The organism is Flavobacterium hydatis, from assembly GCF_000737695.1.
Taxonomy (GTDB): domain Bacteria; phylum Bacteroidota; class Bacteroidia; order Flavobacteriales; family Flavobacteriaceae; genus Flavobacterium; species Flavobacterium hydatis.
The window spans coordinates 298,962-315,300 of the sequence record NZ_JPRM01000006.1 but is presented as its reverse complement, the minus strand read 5'-3'; the positions used below and the strand labels follow the sequence as shown (position 1 = coordinate 315,300).

Sequence of the window (16,339 nt, the reverse complement as noted above, 5' to 3'; positions counted from 1 at the left end):
TTAATACTTATAAATCATGTTTATAAACAAATTTCAAAAAGGCTTTGCAGTAGCAATGCTATCGTTATCTATTTTCTCTTGTAGTAGTGATGATTCTGCTCCAAAAGACGAAACAGCTTTTACAGGTTCTAAATTTGTAGCATCATATTGGTTAGCAGATTACTCTCAGTATATATTAGAATTTAACTCTATAGATCGATTAATGACGGGAGAAATTAGTGCTAGAGGAGTTGGTATTGAACAAGGCGGAAGTTGTTATCCAGCTTATAATACTTTTTTTGCTTTACATGAAGGAGCTGAAGGAGCCGTATCTTTTTCTCTTAACGAAGCTGGAAAATTAAAAGCCAGAGGAAAAGTTGCTATAGAATCAGCATACGCTGTTGGTTACACAGATGATAAAAGAATGATAAATATTGGTGCTACTTGGGATGGTAGTTCTTCTGATTATGAATTGATGATTTTTAATCCTGCAACAATCGCTGTTGATGGTCGTAAGTTTAATGATTTTGCTGTTACACCAGAGAACAAAAAAGTATTATACTGGCCAACAGGAGCTGCAGTTTCAGGAAACAGACTTTTTGTACCAGTTTATACTAAAGATGTTTCTGATGGTTCGAATAAAGTATTATCATCTGATGCTACAGTAAGGGTTTACAAATATCCATCTTTAGAGTATGTAACTACAATAAAAGATACTAGAACAACTGCTATTGGTGTTTATTATACAAATACAGGAATTGTACAAACAGGTTCTGGAGACATTTATACATTCTCATCTAATGCTCGTGCTGGTGGTTACCCTGTTACAGCAGCTTCATCTGGAGTATTACGTATCAAAAAAGGAGAAGATAAATTTGACGCAAATTATTTCTTCAATATTCAGGAAAGTACACTTAAAGGAAAAGTGATTGCTGCATACCCATTAGTAGGAGAAAAAGTTTTTATCACTTATATTCCTAATGATGTAGATCCTGATAAATCAGTTTACAGTTTCTTAAGCACACAAACAATCTTTAAGTCGGCTATTCTTGATTTAGCTACTAAAACTATTACCACAATAACTGGATTACCTGATCACGGAGGAGATGAATTCTTCGGACTTGGTAGCTTGTTAGTAGAAAACGGAAAAGCATACAAAAGTTTTGTTACAGGTGCTGAAGCTCGTGTGTACCAAATAGATATTGCAACTGGCGAGACTAAAGCTGGAGCACTTATTAAAGAAGGTCTTTACTTACCTGCAATTGCTAAGCTTACACTTTAAACCTGTACAATTTAACGACTTGAGGAATTATTTAATTACAACCATTCCTCAAGCCATTTTACAACTACACCTTTTTTGCCCATAAAAACTATTACCTATTAAAATTATAATACCAATGAGTACTAATAAAAGCCGTTCGAATAAACCACCAAATAAAGGAAAATCACGTTTTAGTAAAATTAATGCCTGGTTGCATTTATGGTTAGGACTCGCTTCGGGAATCATTGTATTTATAATGGGAATTACAGGTTGTATTTTGGTTTTTGAAGAAGAAATCAAACATGCAACATCCTCTTGGCTCAATGTCGAAGCACAAGAGTCAGACAAAGTATTGCCGCCCTCTAAGATATATCATGCAGTTAGTAAAGCTTTGCCTAATAAAGAGATTCATGGTTTTTGGTACAACGGTTTAGATAAAACTATAAAAGTAGATATCGAATCGGACTCTTTAATTTATGTAAATCCGTATAATGGCAAGATTACAGGAATTGTAGATCACGAAGATTTTTTTCATATCATGGATGAAGGGCATCGTTATTTATGGTTAGGTAGAGATGTTGGCTCGCAAGTTACGGCTTGGGGAACGCTAATCTTTTTCTTTTTACTTATTAGCGGACTTATCCTTTGGTTTCCAAAAAAATGGAATAAAACAACTAGAAATAGTAGTTTTAAGATAAAGTGGAATGCCAAGTTCAAACGTATAAATTACGATTTGCATAATGTATTAGGATTCTATACCATCATATTGGCATTGCTAATTTCGTTTACGGGATTATTAATGAGTTTTCATTGGCTAAGAGAAGGCACTTATTGGATAAGTGGTGGCTGGGCTGATGAAAAAGAAAAAAAAGAAGAAGTTGTTGTTGCTAAAAAAGATACTTTATCTAAAAAGGAAATTGACAAACTCGCTTCAGCCGATTTTATCTGGAACAAAGTACGCAAGGAAATTGCCAAAGAAAATAAAGAAGCAGTTATCATAGATCTTCCACACGAGCCAGAAGATGATTTTTATGCTTGTACAGATATGAATAAAGGAGTTTGGAGGAATCTATACTTTGATCAACAAACGTTGGAATTAAAGCCGAATTCGCAGGAATACATTGATAACGAACGTTTCTCAAAATGGCTTATGCGATCTAATTATAGTTTGCATATTGGAGCGATTGGAGGAATACCTACTAAGATTTTATATTTCGCTGGTAGTTTAATATGCGCCAGTCTGCCAGTTACAGGTTTTTATATTTGGTGGGGAAGAAAGAAAAAGCAAAAACCTACCGTTAAGATTTAAGATTTTTTTTGTGTATTTTTAGTTAGTAAAAGCCTTTTGTAAGAGTTCCCATTCTTCAAAAGGCTTTTTTATATTGCATGCTAAAGTACTTTTTAAAATTATTTCGCCACAAATTACACGAATTTCCACAAACTTGTCTTTCTGCTTCAGAGTGAAAATATTGAGGAACAGCTTTGTGAACTTTGCGTAAATCCTTGCGCACTTTGCGGTTAATTTTTCACCACAAATTACAAGATTGTGTAATAAGATAGACTAAATTATCATCTGCATTCCGTTCAATACACAGCCGAACCCCATATAAAACAAAGAAAGCCCATGAATATTCATGGGCTTTCTTATTATAAAGTGTAGCTTTTATTAAATTCTGTAAGTAAAGGAAATTGTTGCTACACGGCTATCAAGATTATATCTTTTATCAATACTGGTTTGTCCGATAACCGAATTGATATTGTATTTATTGGTATTAAAAATATCGGTAACATTAAACTTAATGCTGCCTTTGTTAGCAAGAACCTGTTTTGATAATCCGATGCTGAAATCAAAGAAACTATCTCTCTCATAAATTCCAACATTCGATTTTGATTGATACTGAGCATTTGCTTCTGCTTTCCAAGTATCAGTAATTGTAAATGAGTTTTGGACACTTAAATTTAAGGTAACAATTGGGTCGATTGTATTGGTATTGATAATCTTTCCTTCAAATTTATTCTCAAAAATATTCAAAAGCGTGTTTACAGACCACCATTTATAAATATCGGTAGTGTTGGTAATATTCACCCCATAATTGTATGATTTATTGGCATTGATTTGCGACGTCACCGTTGTGTTATCATCGGGATTGTAAACGTATATTTCGGTAAAAACATCTTTGGTTTGGTTAAAATATACAGAAGCCATAAAAGCGCTTTTCCAAGAATATCCTATTTCAGATGTATGTGTAATTTCTGGAACAAGGTTGGGATTTCCTTGAGAATAATTGAATGAGTCATCATAAAAACGGAAAGGATTCAAGTCAAATTGACTTGGTCTGTTTATTCTTTTACTATAAGAAGCATGCATAGAATGATTACTACTTAATTCATACTTTAGCGAAAGACTTGGGAACCATTTTAAATAATCATCTTTATGTTTTTCGTTTAATGTCTTTTGGTTAATATCAATGGCAGTATATTCCGTTCTTAAACCACCCTGAATACTCAATTTCTCTAAACGATATTTGTAATTAGCATAAGCAGCATAAATTTGTTCATCATATTCAAAATGATTGGTAGAATTAAGATCAACAATCCACTGATTGTTATCATTGTATTCATACACCGATGGATTATCATTGTTTTTGATGCTTCCTTTAAAACCCCATTCTAGAGTTTGTTTCTCTTTAATCGGATTCGTAAAATCAACTTTTCCAGTAAATACTCTTAATTGTGATGGAATATAACCTCTTCTGTCATTAATTGTTGTGCCAGGAATTTGGTTTTGCGCACTTTGAAACTGATTAGATCTAAATTTTGAAGTTTCATATTCAAAATCAAAAGACATATTTTTTCCTTCAGTATTAAATTTATGAACGCCAGAAAAAGCATACGTATAATCATACCACTTTTCTTTACTGTCATTGTAAGTCAAAGCGTCAAATTGTAATACATTCAAATTATTATATAGCGTATTTCCTCCATTAGCAATATTTTCGTAACGACCAATTTTTGCGTCAAGCGAGACCTCTAAATTTGTTTTAGAAGAAACCTCATAAGATGTTCCTATTTTAAAGTTGTTAGATGTAAGTGGCTCACTAGTTGTAGAGTTTTGATAATTTTTTGTAGCAATTTCTTGTCTTGTAATATCCGTATATTGAATTTGCTCGAAATTCTTGCGTTCCTCTTCACCCCTAAAAGTGTAGCTGTAATTACCAAAAATGCCAAACTTATCTTTGTTGTAACTTAAATTCATTCCCGTATTGGTTCTGTTTTTTCTACCTCTTCCGTAACTAGAAAATACAGTTCCTTTTATTCCGGCACTACTTGGTTTTTTTAAAATAATATTAATCATTCCGGCTTTACCAGTTGCATCATATTTAGAAGAAGGATTTGTTATAACCTCTATTTGTTTGATATTAGATGAGGTTGTTGATTTTAAATAATTAGCAAGTTCTTTTTGCGAAAGCTGTGTTAATTTGCCATTAATCATAACGCCAACACCTTGTTGTCCTCTAATAGATAATTCCCCGTCCTGAGAAACTACAACGCCCGGAGCACGCATTAAAACGTCTAGTGCAGTTCCGCCTTCAGATACAATGCTATTTTCTACATTAAAAACCATTCTATCTGATTTTTGAGTATATAGCACTTTCTTTTTTACGATAATAATTTCATCTAATGCATTTATGGATGTTTCGATAATGCTGTCTTTCTCTTTTTCAGTTTGCGAATAGGCATAAACAGAAAATACAAGCATAATTGATGTTATAATATTTTTCATATTACTTGTTTTAATTTTTGAAGAATAATAAAGCGGCTTATAAATTAATCAAGCCTTAAGGGTATAGTTTATCTATGAGAATTTATTTTTAAGAAATAGACTTTTAAATAATTAGATTGAATCTTTAATAGGTGAAACAATCAATTTATTTGGATGTTTTTGTGGGAGATAAAATATACTGTTTATAAGCGTGGAGTACAGCGTTTTTGTGGGGTAAAATAAAAACATGATTATATGTTATTTGAAGTTTTTAAACCTCAAATATATAACTATTTATAACAAGTCTAAATAAAAATAATTTTAAATTTAAATCAAAATGATAATTGCTTGGTTGTTAGTTATTAACGAGATATGAGACAAATTTAGAATGTAAGATATGACTTGTTTATAGGGCTAAACATTTAAAATTTATAAAAGACAAAATATGCAAGAAAGTGTTGATTTTACTTGGTGTTGAATAGTAATGATGTTCCATAAAAAAATCCAATTCAAACTATAATGAAATAGAATGAATTGGATTTTATATAAATGAACTGAATACTTATTTAGTAATCTCTCTAAACACAGCTTCCAGATTTTTATTTTTTTGATTCAGTTGTAATGTTTTTAAACCGTTGGCAGTTGCAAAGTCAAAAATAGCTGGGCGCATATCTTTTTCAGTGACAAATGTCAGTTCCCATGTCATGTCATGAGTATTTACATACGAAGAAATGTTTTCTAATTTTGCAATTAATTGTTCTTCAATTCTATAATCAAATTCTACCTCGATAACTTGCTCTTTATTTTCGGCAATTAATTTGTCAAGTTTTTTGTCAGTTACAATTTTTCCGTTGTTAATAATAATGACTCTGTCACAAATTGCCTCCACTTCTTGCATAATATGTGTCGATAAAAAAACAGTTTTATTTTTACCTACATTCTTAATTACGTTTCTGATTTCTATTAACTGGTTAGGATCCAGACCAGTTGTTGGTTCATCAAGAATTAAAACATCAGGATTGTGTAATAATGCATTTGCCAAACCTACACGCTGACGATATCCTTTAGATAATTGTCCTATTTTTTTATGACTTTCGGCTGACAGACCTGTCAGTTTAATAACCTCTTCAATTCTTGATTTTGCTACCTTATAAACATCAGCGTTAAAAGCCAGATATTCACGAACGTACAAATCTAAATATAACGGATTATGCTCTGGCAAATACCCGATGGATAGCTGTACTGCCTTGGCATTAGTCATGACATCATGACTGTTTACAAGGGCTGAGCCCGAATCGGCTAGCAAATAAGTAGTTAGGATTTTCATCAAAGTAGATTTTCCTGCTCCGTTTGGACCAAGAAATCCAACGATTTCACCTTTTTCAATCGAAAATGAAATTTTATCTAATGCTTTTTGAGTACCGTAACTTTTTGATATGCTGTTTACTTCTATCGACATGACTTTTTTATTTGATGCAAAAGTAAACAGAAATCTGCTCGATTGCTAAATTTTTGTTCTTTAAAGAAATCATAAAAAAAACTTAAATACCAGCAGTAGCGGCACTGTTATTGTTAAAGGAGTATTAAATTTAAAATATTACAAAATGAAAAAAATGTTAGTTGTTATTGCATTAGCTGTAGTTAGCTTTGCAAATGCTCAAAAAGGAACAATCTTAGTTGGTGGAAACATCTCTTACACTTCTGAAAAATCAGAATTCAAATTTGGTGAAGAAAAAACAAATACTTTTAGCTTTTCTCCAAAAGTAGGTTACCAATTTAACGACAACTGGACAGTTGGGGGTGAATTAACAGTAGCATCATCTAATCAAGATAATGGAATTGAAGAAGTAAAAAACAATGCTTTCAAAATCGGAGCATTTGTACGTTATTCTGTGCCATTAAACCAAACTTTTTCTGTTTTTGCTGATATGGGTGCAGGTTTTCAAAATGTTAAAAACAAAGAATACGGTCCTGGAAATGCTTACTCAAAATCTAAAGCAGATGGTATGTACGTAGGTGTAACTCCAGCTCTTTTCATTAACATGAAAAACGGTTTTGGTTTAAACTTCAATATTGGTGGTTTAGGTTATGAAACATTAAGTTTTGATAACAACGGTGCTGATTACAGTAAATTCTTCTTTAATTTCGGTAAAGAAGTTGGTATTGGAATTTCTAAAAACTTCTAGTCTTAAATAGATTAAAATTTATAAAAGCATCAGCTGCGGCTGATGCTTTTTTTTATGCTCAGAAGTAAGGTTTTCGCTTTTTATGTTATCAAAATATGATTTCAGAAGCCTTGTTTAATGTGTTTCTTTAACAAACAGTTAATAAAACGGTTGGAGTTAAATGATGGTATTTTTGTTGTTGAGTAGTTGTAATAACTTAATAAACATTAATATGAAAAAAATGCTACTTATTCTTGCATTAGCTGCGTTTAGCTTTGCAAATGCCCAAAAGGGAACAATCTTAGTTGGAGGAAACATCGAGTACAATTCTACGACTTACGATCATCCATTAGCCAAAACAAAGACAAACGAATTCGGATTTTCTCCTAAAGTAGGTTATCAATTTCATGATAATTGGACAGTAGGAGCTGAATTTATGGTGTCGACTTCAAAACAAGATGGGGCAGGAGTAGAAAATAAACGTAATGCTTATTCTTATGGTGCTTTTGTACGTTACTCAGTTCCTTTAAATGAGACTTTTTCTGTATTTGCTGATTTAGGAGTAGGACTTCAAAATCAAAAAAGTGAAAATTCTGAAAATGGATCACTTATTTCAAAAAGTAAAGCAGACGGTATGTATGCAGGAATAACTCCAGCTCTTTTTATCAATATGAAAAAAGGTTTTGGTTTAAATTTTAGTATCGGAGGTTTAGGCTATGAAACATTAAATTTTGATACTAGTGATACCGATGTTCGTAAATTCTACTTTAATTTTGGTAAAACAGTTAACATTGGAATTTCTAAAAACTTCTAGTCATAAATAGATTAAAAATTTAAAAGCATCAGTCATAGCTGATGCTTTTTTTTTGTAGACTATCCTATTTAGACCATAGCTCACGGTTTCAACCGTGCGGTACAAATTATGAAAAGGCATTGCGCTCCAACGGTTGAAACCGTTGGCAATGTTTGTAATTTAAATTGTTCCAGAATCAACATGTATATTTTGCCCAGTAATAGATTCGGCTCCATCAGACAATAAAAAACTGACTGTCTTAGCAACTGAATTTAAGGTAGTCGGGATTTTTAAAGACGTTCTCTTAAAAATTCTATCTTTTTGTTGGTCAGAAAGCGTACTACTCATTTCAGTTTCCATAAATCCAGCTACGACACAATTACTTCTTATTTGCTTTTCGCCCCATTCTCTTGCTGTGTTTTTAGAAAAAGCTTCTAAAGCTCCTTTAGAACTAGCATACATCGACAAACCTTTATATCCGGTATGAACACTTATAGAGGAAATATGAATAATACTACCTTTTGTACGATTAAAGATCATGTTACGCAATACACATTTAACTGCCAATAGTGGACTGAACACATTTACTTTATACATCGATTCTAATGCATCTGCATTCATGTTTGTAATAATGTCATCATAAGCAACAGCGGCATTATTTACAAAACCATGAATGGTAATTTTATTATTAAGCCATTCTTTAAAAATTTTAACTTCTACCTCATTCGTATTATGTAAGTCAAATTGGTTAAAAAAAGCGCTGCTCTTATATTCTTCCAGAAGCACATTAAACTCTGGTGTAAGGGTTCTGCTAACTCCATATACATTTGCGCCACAAAGCAGAAGTTCTTTGGATATTTCTAAGCCAAGACCTCTGGAACATCCTGTAATTAAAACGTTTTTATCTTGTAGCATTTACTCGGCTTATTTTTCCTGTTCTGTTTAAATTTAATTTATCGACAAAAAAGATTCTACGCGGAATTTTAAATTGTTGTAGTTTCATCCTTAAAATATCTTTAATCTTTGTTTCCTCTATTTCAGCACCTTTTTCTAAAACAATCTCTGCACAGATAAGATTTCCTATTACAGAATTAGCTTTCCCAAACACAAAAACATTATCAATCCCGTCGATACTTCTTAGTTCAGATTCTACTTCGTGTGGATTTACTTTGTATCCACCAACATTTATCATTTCATTAGATTTACCAATCAATTTAAAATAATAATCTGAATCAGATTTCCATTCAATAACATCGCCACTGCAATACCAGCCATTTTCTATCAGGCGATTTGGCATTTGGCCTAATAAAGATTCATGAATGTAGAGTACATTTTCGATAACAACAATTTTACTTTTCAATCGCTCTGGAATATAAAAAAAATCATCTTCAGAACTTAATAATGCTCCTGCTTCGGTTGAAGCGTAAATGTTTTTAATTTTCGCAAAAGGAAACATTCTTTTAACGATGTTATATAGCGTATCATCCGATTTTTCGCCTCCTAAAGTAACAGACTTTACATTATTAAAAACAATGTCTTTGCTGTTTAATAATCTATAAAATGTAGGTGTTGCAGAAATATGAGATATTTCATGTTTTAAAATCAATTGATTAATGGTTGCGCTATTCATATTAGATAAGTCAACCAAAGTGTTGCCGTTAAATAATGCCTGAAAAAAAACTTGTAAACCTGCCATATGACTAGGATTAAAAGTCAAACCCCAGATTGATGCGTCGAACTTTGTCCCAGTTTTAATTTCTCTACTTAGTGAACTTACAGTATGGACTACTTTTTTAGGAAGCCCCGTTGTACCAGAAGTATAAATAGTAATTAGACTTTTCGATTCCGTTATTAACTTCAAATAGGAGTTAAAATAATCTAGTCCCAAGCCTTCTACATGGGCGATATTCTCAGTATATTTTTCACCAACAAGTGAGACTATCTCAGAATCTGTAAAGTCCTGATCCAGCAAGGTTACATCTTTGTTATGAATCAAGGCTTTGATTAAATTCAGGAATAAATCCAAAGTAGTTGTTTTGTAAGGATTTGTAACAACACTTTTGAATTCGTTTAAATGACTGACAAGATCCTCATAACTAAAGAATATTGCCTCTTTTTCGTTAATATAAAACATAGCAATTTGGGTTTATTTATTCTCGAGTACATCCAAAATTTCTCCTACAGTAGTAATAATGCCATTTGAGAATATATCAATATCGGTTTCTTCTTCAATACGTACTGTTAACTCAGCTAAATCAATAGAATCTAATCCTAAACCATCACGCAATGTTGTATCATGATTAATACTTGTTACAATAGGTAGGTTTTTTCCAGTCAACACTTCATTTATTTTTAATAATAATAATTCTTTCATTTTTTATAGAGTTATACGTTTATAGATTTGAGAGTATTTCCCTCATTTCTTAAGCTTGATTAATAGTTCAATATGAAAATATTGTAAAAGGTAAAATGTGTGGTATTTAAATATCTGATGATTAGATATTAGGAAGGGAGCATCTTATGATTCGCTTCTATAAAATTACACGAATCTTTTCTATTATAGGTGAATTTTATAAATATTTTTCATTTAAATAACTGATAATCAATTATTTCTGTTTTGGCGAAAGTCTTAAATGTAAGCTATTGGTATATAATGTGTTAAATACTTGATGAGAATGATTTTTTATTCGTCATACTACATGATTATATGTATTAATGATAATAGTTTTTAAGTTTTTATTTGTTAATTTTATTTACAACCACGTAAAAACCTGTTAATCAGTAAGTTGTTTTTTTTGTTTCTTAAGTGAAATTATCTGCTGATCTAGTTTTACTATTCTCCTTTCTATATTTTTTAGTGCAATATTTTTTTAAGAGTTAACTGATTTTTTCATCTTTAAATTAATTATTATGAAACTAAAATTATCTTTTTTGTTCGGATTTATTAGCGTTTACTCTTGGTCGCAATCTACGACCCAAACATTTAATAGTAGTAACCTCTTTTTTGTTCCTGCAGGTGTTACAAGTCTTTCGGTTCAAGCTTGGGGCGGCGGCGGATCTGGTGGTGGCGCCAGTGGTGCCGGATTACTTTTTGGTAGAGGGGGTGCCGGCGGCGGGGGTGGCGCTTATGCAAGTAATACTATTTCGGTTGCGCCTAGTGCAGCTCTAAATATTGTTGTTGCAGGTCAGACATTAGGAACTGGTGGGGCTAATGGCACAGCGGGAGGGAATTCTACCATAGTAGGATATGAAACTTCTATTCTGGCAGCAGGCGGTTCAGGCGGAGCTGCAAATAATGCAGGAGGCACACCTGCAGGAGGAGCAGGCGGTAGTGCAGCTGCTTCTGCAGGAGTTGTTCGTTTAGATGGTTTTCCTGGAATTATCGGGAATTCAGCGGCACTTTTATCCTTATTACTATCTTCTGGTGCTGGTGGTACCGGAGCAAATTTTGGTGGTGCTGGCGGAGCAGGTCTCTCAAGTTTAATTTTGGGTAATGCACCCGGAAACGCAGGTTCATCTCCCGGAGGTGGTGGTAGTGGTGCTATAAATTCTGCATTAGGAACTCCACAAATTGGCGGAGCTGGTGCAGCTGGACAAGTGATTATTTCTTACTCTTGTCCTACTTATAGTTTATCAAGCGCTGCAACTACTGGTATTTGTTCTTCTTACGGATCAACAGCCACAGTATATGTAAATGGTAGTACTTCATCTTTGCCTGTTGGTAATTATGTTGTGACTTACAACAGAAGCAGTCCTAGCGCAACAGGATTAACAGCAAATTTAACTGTTAGTACAGCAGGTACAGGATATTTTTTTGCAACAGGGCTTACTACTGTAGGCTCTAGTACTATCACCATTACTAAACTTACTTCAGAGGCTTGTTCGTCTATTATTTCAGCAAATAATACCGCTACAGTAACTGTATTTGCGGCAACAGTGGGAGGAACAATAACTAGCATACAAATTCTGGGCTTCCCAAGTGCTTCTTTAGATTTATCAGGACAGACGGGCTCAGTTTTTAAATGGCAATCTGCAATAAGTCCGTTTACTACATGGACAGATATTGCTAATGCAAATACAACCTATAATACAGGTAATTTAACACAGACTACTAAATTTAGAGTAGTTGTTCAGAATGGACCTTTCTGTGATGTAGTCAATTCTGAACCAATAACTATTACAGTAAATACGGCTCCAACGATAACATTAAAAAATAACGTGGCAAATTATTGTTTTAATACCAATATTGACGAAATAATAGAATTGGGTTATACTACTACTGGTAATCCTACTACGTATAGTATTGTTTGGGATTCTTTTTCTTCAAGCATTTTTGATAATGTAGTCGATAACCAATTAGATGAAATATTTATTGATGTTCCTTTCAATATTGCTGCTGGAACTTACACAGCAACAGTCACCGTAAAAGATGCAGGTGGCAATGTAAGTTCTGGTACAACTTTTACTATGATTGTAACTTTAGCTCCTACAATTGATGTTACTACTATTACATCAGTTTGTTCAAGTTCTAATTCTCAAAATACAACATTAGAATATTCTGGAATGACAGGTAGCCCTACAGGGTATTACATTAATTGGAATGCCGCAGCAAATACTGCAGGATTAGCAGATCAAGGCATTACCTCTTATGTGTTTACAGGAACTGGTGGTTTTATAGAGACAATTGAAATACCAGCAAATGTTCCAGCAGGAACTTATAGAGGGGAAATACGTCTTGTTGGGGATCCTTCTTGTGAGGGATTTGATCTTGTGTCAATTGTAATTACTAATGAGTGTACTTCTCGTCAAGTAGCAAGTTCAAAAGAATCTTTTTCTCAAAATGGTATTCAAGCAGATACAGCAAATTTAGAATCGGCAGAAAATAATGTTTCCGTAAATAGCATAAATAAGGTATTGAATATAGATTCTTCGGATAGAAATATCAATCAGGTATTGGTTTATGATATATCAGGAAATTTAATCTATAATAAAGATGCAGTCTCAAATCCTAATTTAGTTATCAATAACTTAAGATCTAGTAATCAGGTTTTGGTTGTAAAAGTGGTTTTAGACAATAACAAAGTCGAGATTAAGAAAGTAGTGTATTAATTATTGTTTTTATAAAGTTAAAAAACCATCCCGCCTAAACGGGATGGTTTTTTGTTTTTGAAACCTATATAAAATTAAAATAAATCAATTTTAACATCAACTAAAGTGAAATCGAAAACAATCATAACTACAAGAATTTCGACTCCACTAGTTGACATACATAACAAAAAATAGATTTAAAATAAAAATTATTAACTCACGGGATTTTCTACAGCCGCTCTCATTTCCTGAGCTGCGGCAACCATTTCGATAAGAGCTTTTTTCGTTTCATCCCAATGGCGTGTTTTTAAACCACAATCAGGATTTACCCATAACTGATCTACAGGAATTACAGCCGAAGCTTTTTCTAATAGTTTAACCATTTCCTGGCTAGAAGGAACACGAGGAGAGTGAATATCATAAACTCCAGGTCCTATTTCGTTAGGATATTTAAAATCGGCAAAAGCATCTAGTAATTCCATTTGCGAACGCGAACATTCAATCGTAATAACGTCGGCATCCATATCGGCAATATTCTGGATAATATCGTTAAACTCACTATAGCACATATGGGTATGAATTTGAGTATCATCTTTTACGCCACTTGCCGAAATACGGAATGCTTTTACAGCCCAATCAAGATAAGTTGCCCATTCTTCTTTGCGCAATGGTAATCCTTCGCGAATAGCAGGCTCATCAATTTGGATAATTTTAATTCCTGCATTTTCTAAATCTACCACCTCATCTCGTATTGCCAATGCAATTTGAGTACAGGTTTGTGAACGTGGCTGATCGTTACGCACAAATGACCATTGCAAAATAGTTACAGGACCAGTTAGCATTCCTTTTACCCATTTAGGAGTTAGCGATTGCGCATATTCAGACCATTTTACAGTCATAGGTTTAGGTCTCGAAACATCACCATAAATTACAGGAGGCTTTACACAACGGCTACCATAACTTTGTACCCAACCATTTTTTGTAAAAGTAAAACCAGCTAATTGTTCGCCAAAATATTCCACCATATCATTACGCTCAAATTCTCCATGAACAAGAACATCGATACCAGTTTCTTCCTGAAAACGAATCGTATCTTCTGTTTCTTTCTTAATTAAATCGTCGTATTGTTGTTGCGTTAATTCACCTTTTTTAAACTTAGCTCTCCAGCTTCTTACTTCGGGAGTTTGTGGGAAAGAGCCAATTGTTGTTGTTGGGAACAAAGGAAGATTTAAAGCCTCGATTTGTTTTTTGCGTCGGATAGCAAAAGTGTTTTTACGCTGATCATCGCCAGAAGTAATGCTCGCTACACGATTTTTAACCGATTCGTTATGGATTAATTTTGATGTTTTTCTGTTTTCGTTAGCCAAAGCATTTTCTGCAAAGCGAATAGAGGTTTCTGTATCTATTTCTTTTGATGCAAACTGTTTTAATAAAACAACTTCTTGAATTTTTTGTTTAGCAAAAGCCAACCATTGTTTAATTTCTGGAGTAAGCGTTTGGTTGTTCGTTTCTAATTCTAAATCGCAAGGACTATGAATTAAAGAACAAGAAGGAGCGATTAAAATTCTACTTTCGCCAAGAGCCTTAGTTGCTTTTTCGATAATTGCCAATGAATTTTTAAAGTCATTTTTCCAGATATTTCTTCCATCTACTAAACCTAGAGAAAGGTTTACGTTTGGTGATAACTGATTAGATTCTAAAATATCATCTAATTGTAACGGACAACGAACTAAATCTAAATGTAAAGTATCGACTGGCAAAGCCAATGCTGTAGCTAAGTTTTCGCCAAAGCAATCAAAGTAATTAGCAAGAATGATTTTAATATTCGGGAAACGGTTGTTGATTTCGGTATACACTTTCGTGAAAACGTTTCTTTCCTTATCCGTTAGATTCAAAGCCAGGAAAGGTTCGTCTAATTGAATATAAGTTGCTTTTTCGGCTTCTAGCTTTTCAAAAATTTCAAAATATACAGGAAGTAAAGCTTCGATAAGGTCAATTCGGTGAAAACCTTCTTCTTTTTCCTTTCCTAAAAGTAAGTAAGAGATTGGTCCAATAAGTACAGGTTTTGTAGCAATACCTAAATCATTTGCTTCTTTGAACTCATTGATTACCTTTTCTGAAAACAGAGTAAATTTTTGGTTTTTTGTAAATTCAGGAACAATGTAATGGTAATTAGTATCAAACCATTTAGTCATTTCCATTGCCACAACATCTTGTCCGTTTTTTTGCGAACCTCTTGCCATTGCAAAATACAAATCGATAGAAGAGTTAGTTCTTGCAAAATCATTGTAACGCTCAGGAATTGCTCCCAAAGTCAATGTTAAATCCAGAACCTGATCGTAAAATGAGAAATCATTCGACGGAATTAAATCGATACCAGATTCGGCTTGTAATTGCCAGTTTTCTTTACGGATGTTCTTTCCGACAGCCAGAAGGTCTTCTGCCGAAAGTTGTCCAGCCCAGTATAATTCACTAGCTTTTTTTAACTCCCTGTTGCTGCCAATTCGTGGATAACCTAAATTATTTGTTTTCATTTTGTTTCAGTATTTTTTACTGAACAAATTTATTGCATTGGATTTTAAAACTTATATTTGGCTTTTATTTGAGTAAATAAACTTTAATTAGTTCATTTTTGAAGATTATAATACTGATTTAATCTTCTTAAGTGAACTCTAGCCGTAAAAATTACTATGGAAAATTTAGATAAAACCGATTTAGAGATCTTAAGACACCTTCAGGAAAACTCAAATATCAATACAAAAGACCTGGCAAGCAAATTATTCCTGACTGTTACGCCTGTTTATGAGCGTATAAAAAGATTAGAACGAGACGGATATATTACCAAATATGTTGCTTTGCTAGACAAGAAAAAGATGAATTGTGGTATGACCGTTTTTTGTAACGTTCGATTAAAAGAACATGCAAAAAACGTAGGAAGCAATTTTGTAAAAGATATTGTTGCGCTTCCCGAAATTATAGAGTGTTATAACATTGCTGGCGATTATGATTTTATGCTAAAAATCCTTGTTCAGGATATGACGAGTTATCAGGATTTTGTAATGAATAAATTATCTACCATCGAAAACATAGGGAATACAAATAGTATTTTTGTAATGGGCGAAATTAAACATAGTACAGCGCTGGAGTTTTAATATTTTTTTGCCACAGATTACATAGATTAGAATGATTTTTTTATTAAATCGATAATCTGAATTGCCTCCTGCTTTAGCTCAATGTCATTAAGTTAGGTCTTTTTGAGCTAATTATGGTTAATTGTTTTCTCGCAAAGA

General features: G+C 33.0%; 12 protein-coding genes. 6 read left to right on the top strand and 6 right to left on the bottom strand.

The genetic code is table 11. The annotated features are described in order from the left end of the window. Positions 1 to 16: 16 nt before the first annotated feature. Both IW20_RS05910 and IW20_RS05905 read left to right on the top strand, forming a co-directional pair. Positions 17 to 1,261, top strand: a complete 1,245-nt coding sequence (locus IW20_RS05910; protein WP_035619793.1) for a DUF4374 domain-containing protein — start codon at positions 17 to 19, stop codon at positions 1,259 to 1,261. Positions 1,262 to 1,376: 115 nt separating this feature from the next. After that, positions 1,377 to 2,549, top strand: a complete 1,173-nt coding sequence (locus IW20_RS05905; RefSeq protein WP_051885590.1) for a PepSY-associated TM helix domain-containing protein — start codon at positions 1,377 to 1,379, stop codon at positions 2,547 to 2,549. A 357-nt stretch (positions 2,550 to 2,906) separates the two neighbouring features. Here the strand turns inward: IW20_RS05905 and IW20_RS05900 are convergent, their stop codons facing one another. Next, positions 2,907 to 5,024, bottom strand: a complete 2,118-nt coding sequence (locus tag IW20_RS05900) for an outer membrane beta-barrel family protein (RefSeq protein WP_035619792.1) — start codon at positions 5,022 to 5,024, stop codon at positions 2,907 to 2,909. A 541-nt stretch (positions 5,025 to 5,565) separates the two neighbouring features. Further along, positions 5,566 to 6,462 (bottom strand): gliding motility-associated ABC transporter ATP-binding subunit GldA, encoded by an 897-nt coding sequence (gldA, locus tag IW20_RS05895; protein ID WP_035619791.1) that lies wholly within the window; start codon positions 6,460 to 6,462, stop codon positions 5,566 to 5,568. A gap of 145 nt (positions 6,463 to 6,607) precedes the next feature. Here gldA and IW20_RS05890 point away from each other — a divergent pair, with 145 nt between their 5' ends. Continuing rightward, on the top strand, positions 6,608 to 7,189 hold the full coding sequence (locus tag IW20_RS05890) for an outer membrane beta-barrel protein (RefSeq protein ID WP_035619789.1): 582 nt from the start codon (positions 6,608 to 6,610) through the stop codon (positions 7,187 to 7,189). Positions 7,190 to 7,400: 211 nt separating this feature from the next. Next, a complete protein-coding gene (locus tag IW20_RS05885; protein WP_035619788.1) occupies positions 7,401 to 7,982 on the top strand; it encodes an outer membrane beta-barrel protein in 582 nt (193 codons plus the stop codon). Positions 7,983 to 8,141: 159 nt separating this feature from the next. Here the strand turns inward: IW20_RS05885 and IW20_RS05880 are convergent, their stop codons facing one another. The 3 genes from IW20_RS05880 to IW20_RS05870 are packed head-to-tail and all read right to left on the bottom strand — an operon-like array spanning position 8,142 to position 10,335. Beyond that, entirely contained in the window at positions 8,142 to 8,876 is a 735-nt protein-coding gene (locus IW20_RS05880; RefSeq protein ID WP_035619787.1) for an SDR family NAD(P)-dependent oxidoreductase, read from the bottom strand. Further along, entirely contained in the window at positions 8,863 to 10,095 is a 1,233-nt protein-coding gene (locus IW20_RS05875) for an ANL family adenylate-forming protein (protein WP_051885588.1), read from the bottom strand. Before IW20_RS05875 ends, IW20_RS05880 begins: the two co-directional genes overlap by 14 nt. A 12-nt stretch (positions 10,096 to 10,107) precedes the next feature. Continuing rightward, positions 10,108 to 10,335: an acyl carrier protein gene (locus IW20_RS05870; protein ID WP_035619785.1), complete on the bottom strand. Its 228-nt coding sequence runs from the start codon at positions 10,333 to 10,335 to the stop codon at positions 10,108 to 10,110. Between the two features lie 536 nt (positions 10,336 to 10,871). Here IW20_RS05870 and IW20_RS26855 point away from each other — a divergent pair. After that, complete coding sequence (locus IW20_RS26855; protein WP_035619784.1) at positions 10,872 to 13,070, top strand: T9SS sorting signal type C domain-containing protein; 2,199 nt, start codon at positions 10,872 to 10,874, stop codon at positions 13,068 to 13,070. Between the two features lie 191 nt (positions 13,071 to 13,261). On the opposite strand, the gene metE is transcribed toward IW20_RS26855, so the two are convergent. Next, on the bottom strand, positions 13,262 to 15,583 hold the full coding sequence (gene metE / locus IW20_RS05860; protein WP_035619783.1) for a 5-methyltetrahydropteroyltriglutamate--homocysteine S-methyltransferase: 2,322 nt from the start codon (positions 15,581 to 15,583) through the stop codon (positions 13,262 to 13,264). A 156-nt stretch (positions 15,584 to 15,739) separates the two neighbouring features. Here metE and IW20_RS05855 point away from each other — a divergent pair, with 156 nt between their 5' ends. Further along, positions 15,740 to 16,201: an Lrp/AsnC family transcriptional regulator gene (locus IW20_RS05855; RefSeq protein WP_035619782.1), complete on the top strand. Its 462-nt coding sequence runs from the start codon at positions 15,740 to 15,742 to the stop codon at positions 16,199 to 16,201. The last annotated feature ends 138 nt before the right edge of the window (positions 16,202 to 16,339 follow it).

Bases quoted from the DNA above. Each gene is read 5' to 3' on its own strand.
- IW20_RS05910 (WP_035619793.1), top strand. From the start codon at position 17: ATGTTTATAAACAAATTTCAAAAAGGCTTTGCAGTAGCAATGCTATCG.
- IW20_RS05905 (WP_051885590.1), top strand. From the start codon at position 1,377: ATGAGTACTAATAAAAGCCGTTCGAATAAACCACCAAATAAAGGAAAA.
- IW20_RS05900 (WP_035619792.1), bottom strand. From the start codon at position 5,024: ATGAAAAATATTATAACATCAATTATGCTTGTATTTTCTGTTTATGCC.
- gldA (WP_035619791.1), bottom strand. From the start codon at position 6,462: ATGTCGATAGAAGTAAACAGCATATCAAAAAGTTACGGTACTCAAAAA.
- IW20_RS05890 (WP_035619789.1), top strand. From the start codon at position 6,608: ATGAAAAAAATGTTAGTTGTTATTGCATTAGCTGTAGTTAGCTTTGCA.
- IW20_RS05885 (WP_035619788.1), top strand. From the start codon at position 7,401: ATGAAAAAAATGCTACTTATTCTTGCATTAGCTGCGTTTAGCTTTGCA.
- IW20_RS05880 (WP_035619787.1), bottom strand. From the start codon at position 8,876: ATGCTACAAGATAAAAACGTTTTAATTACAGGATGTTCCAGAGGTCTT.
- IW20_RS05875 (WP_051885588.1), bottom strand. From the start codon at position 10,095: ATGTTTTATATTAACGAAAAAGAGGCAATATTCTTTAGTTATGAGGAT.
- IW20_RS05870 (WP_035619785.1), bottom strand. From the start codon at position 10,335: ATGAAAGAATTATTATTATTAAAAATAAATGAAGTGTTGACTGGAAAA.
- IW20_RS26855 (WP_035619784.1), top strand. From the start codon at position 10,872: ATGAAACTAAAATTATCTTTTTTGTTCGGATTTATTAGCGTTTACTCT.
- metE (WP_035619783.1), bottom strand. From the start codon at position 15,583: ATGAAAACAAATAATTTAGGTTATCCACGAATTGGCAGCAACAGGGAG.
- IW20_RS05855 (WP_035619782.1), top strand. From the start codon at position 15,740: ATGGAAAATTTAGATAAAACCGATTTAGAGATCTTAAGACACCTTCAG.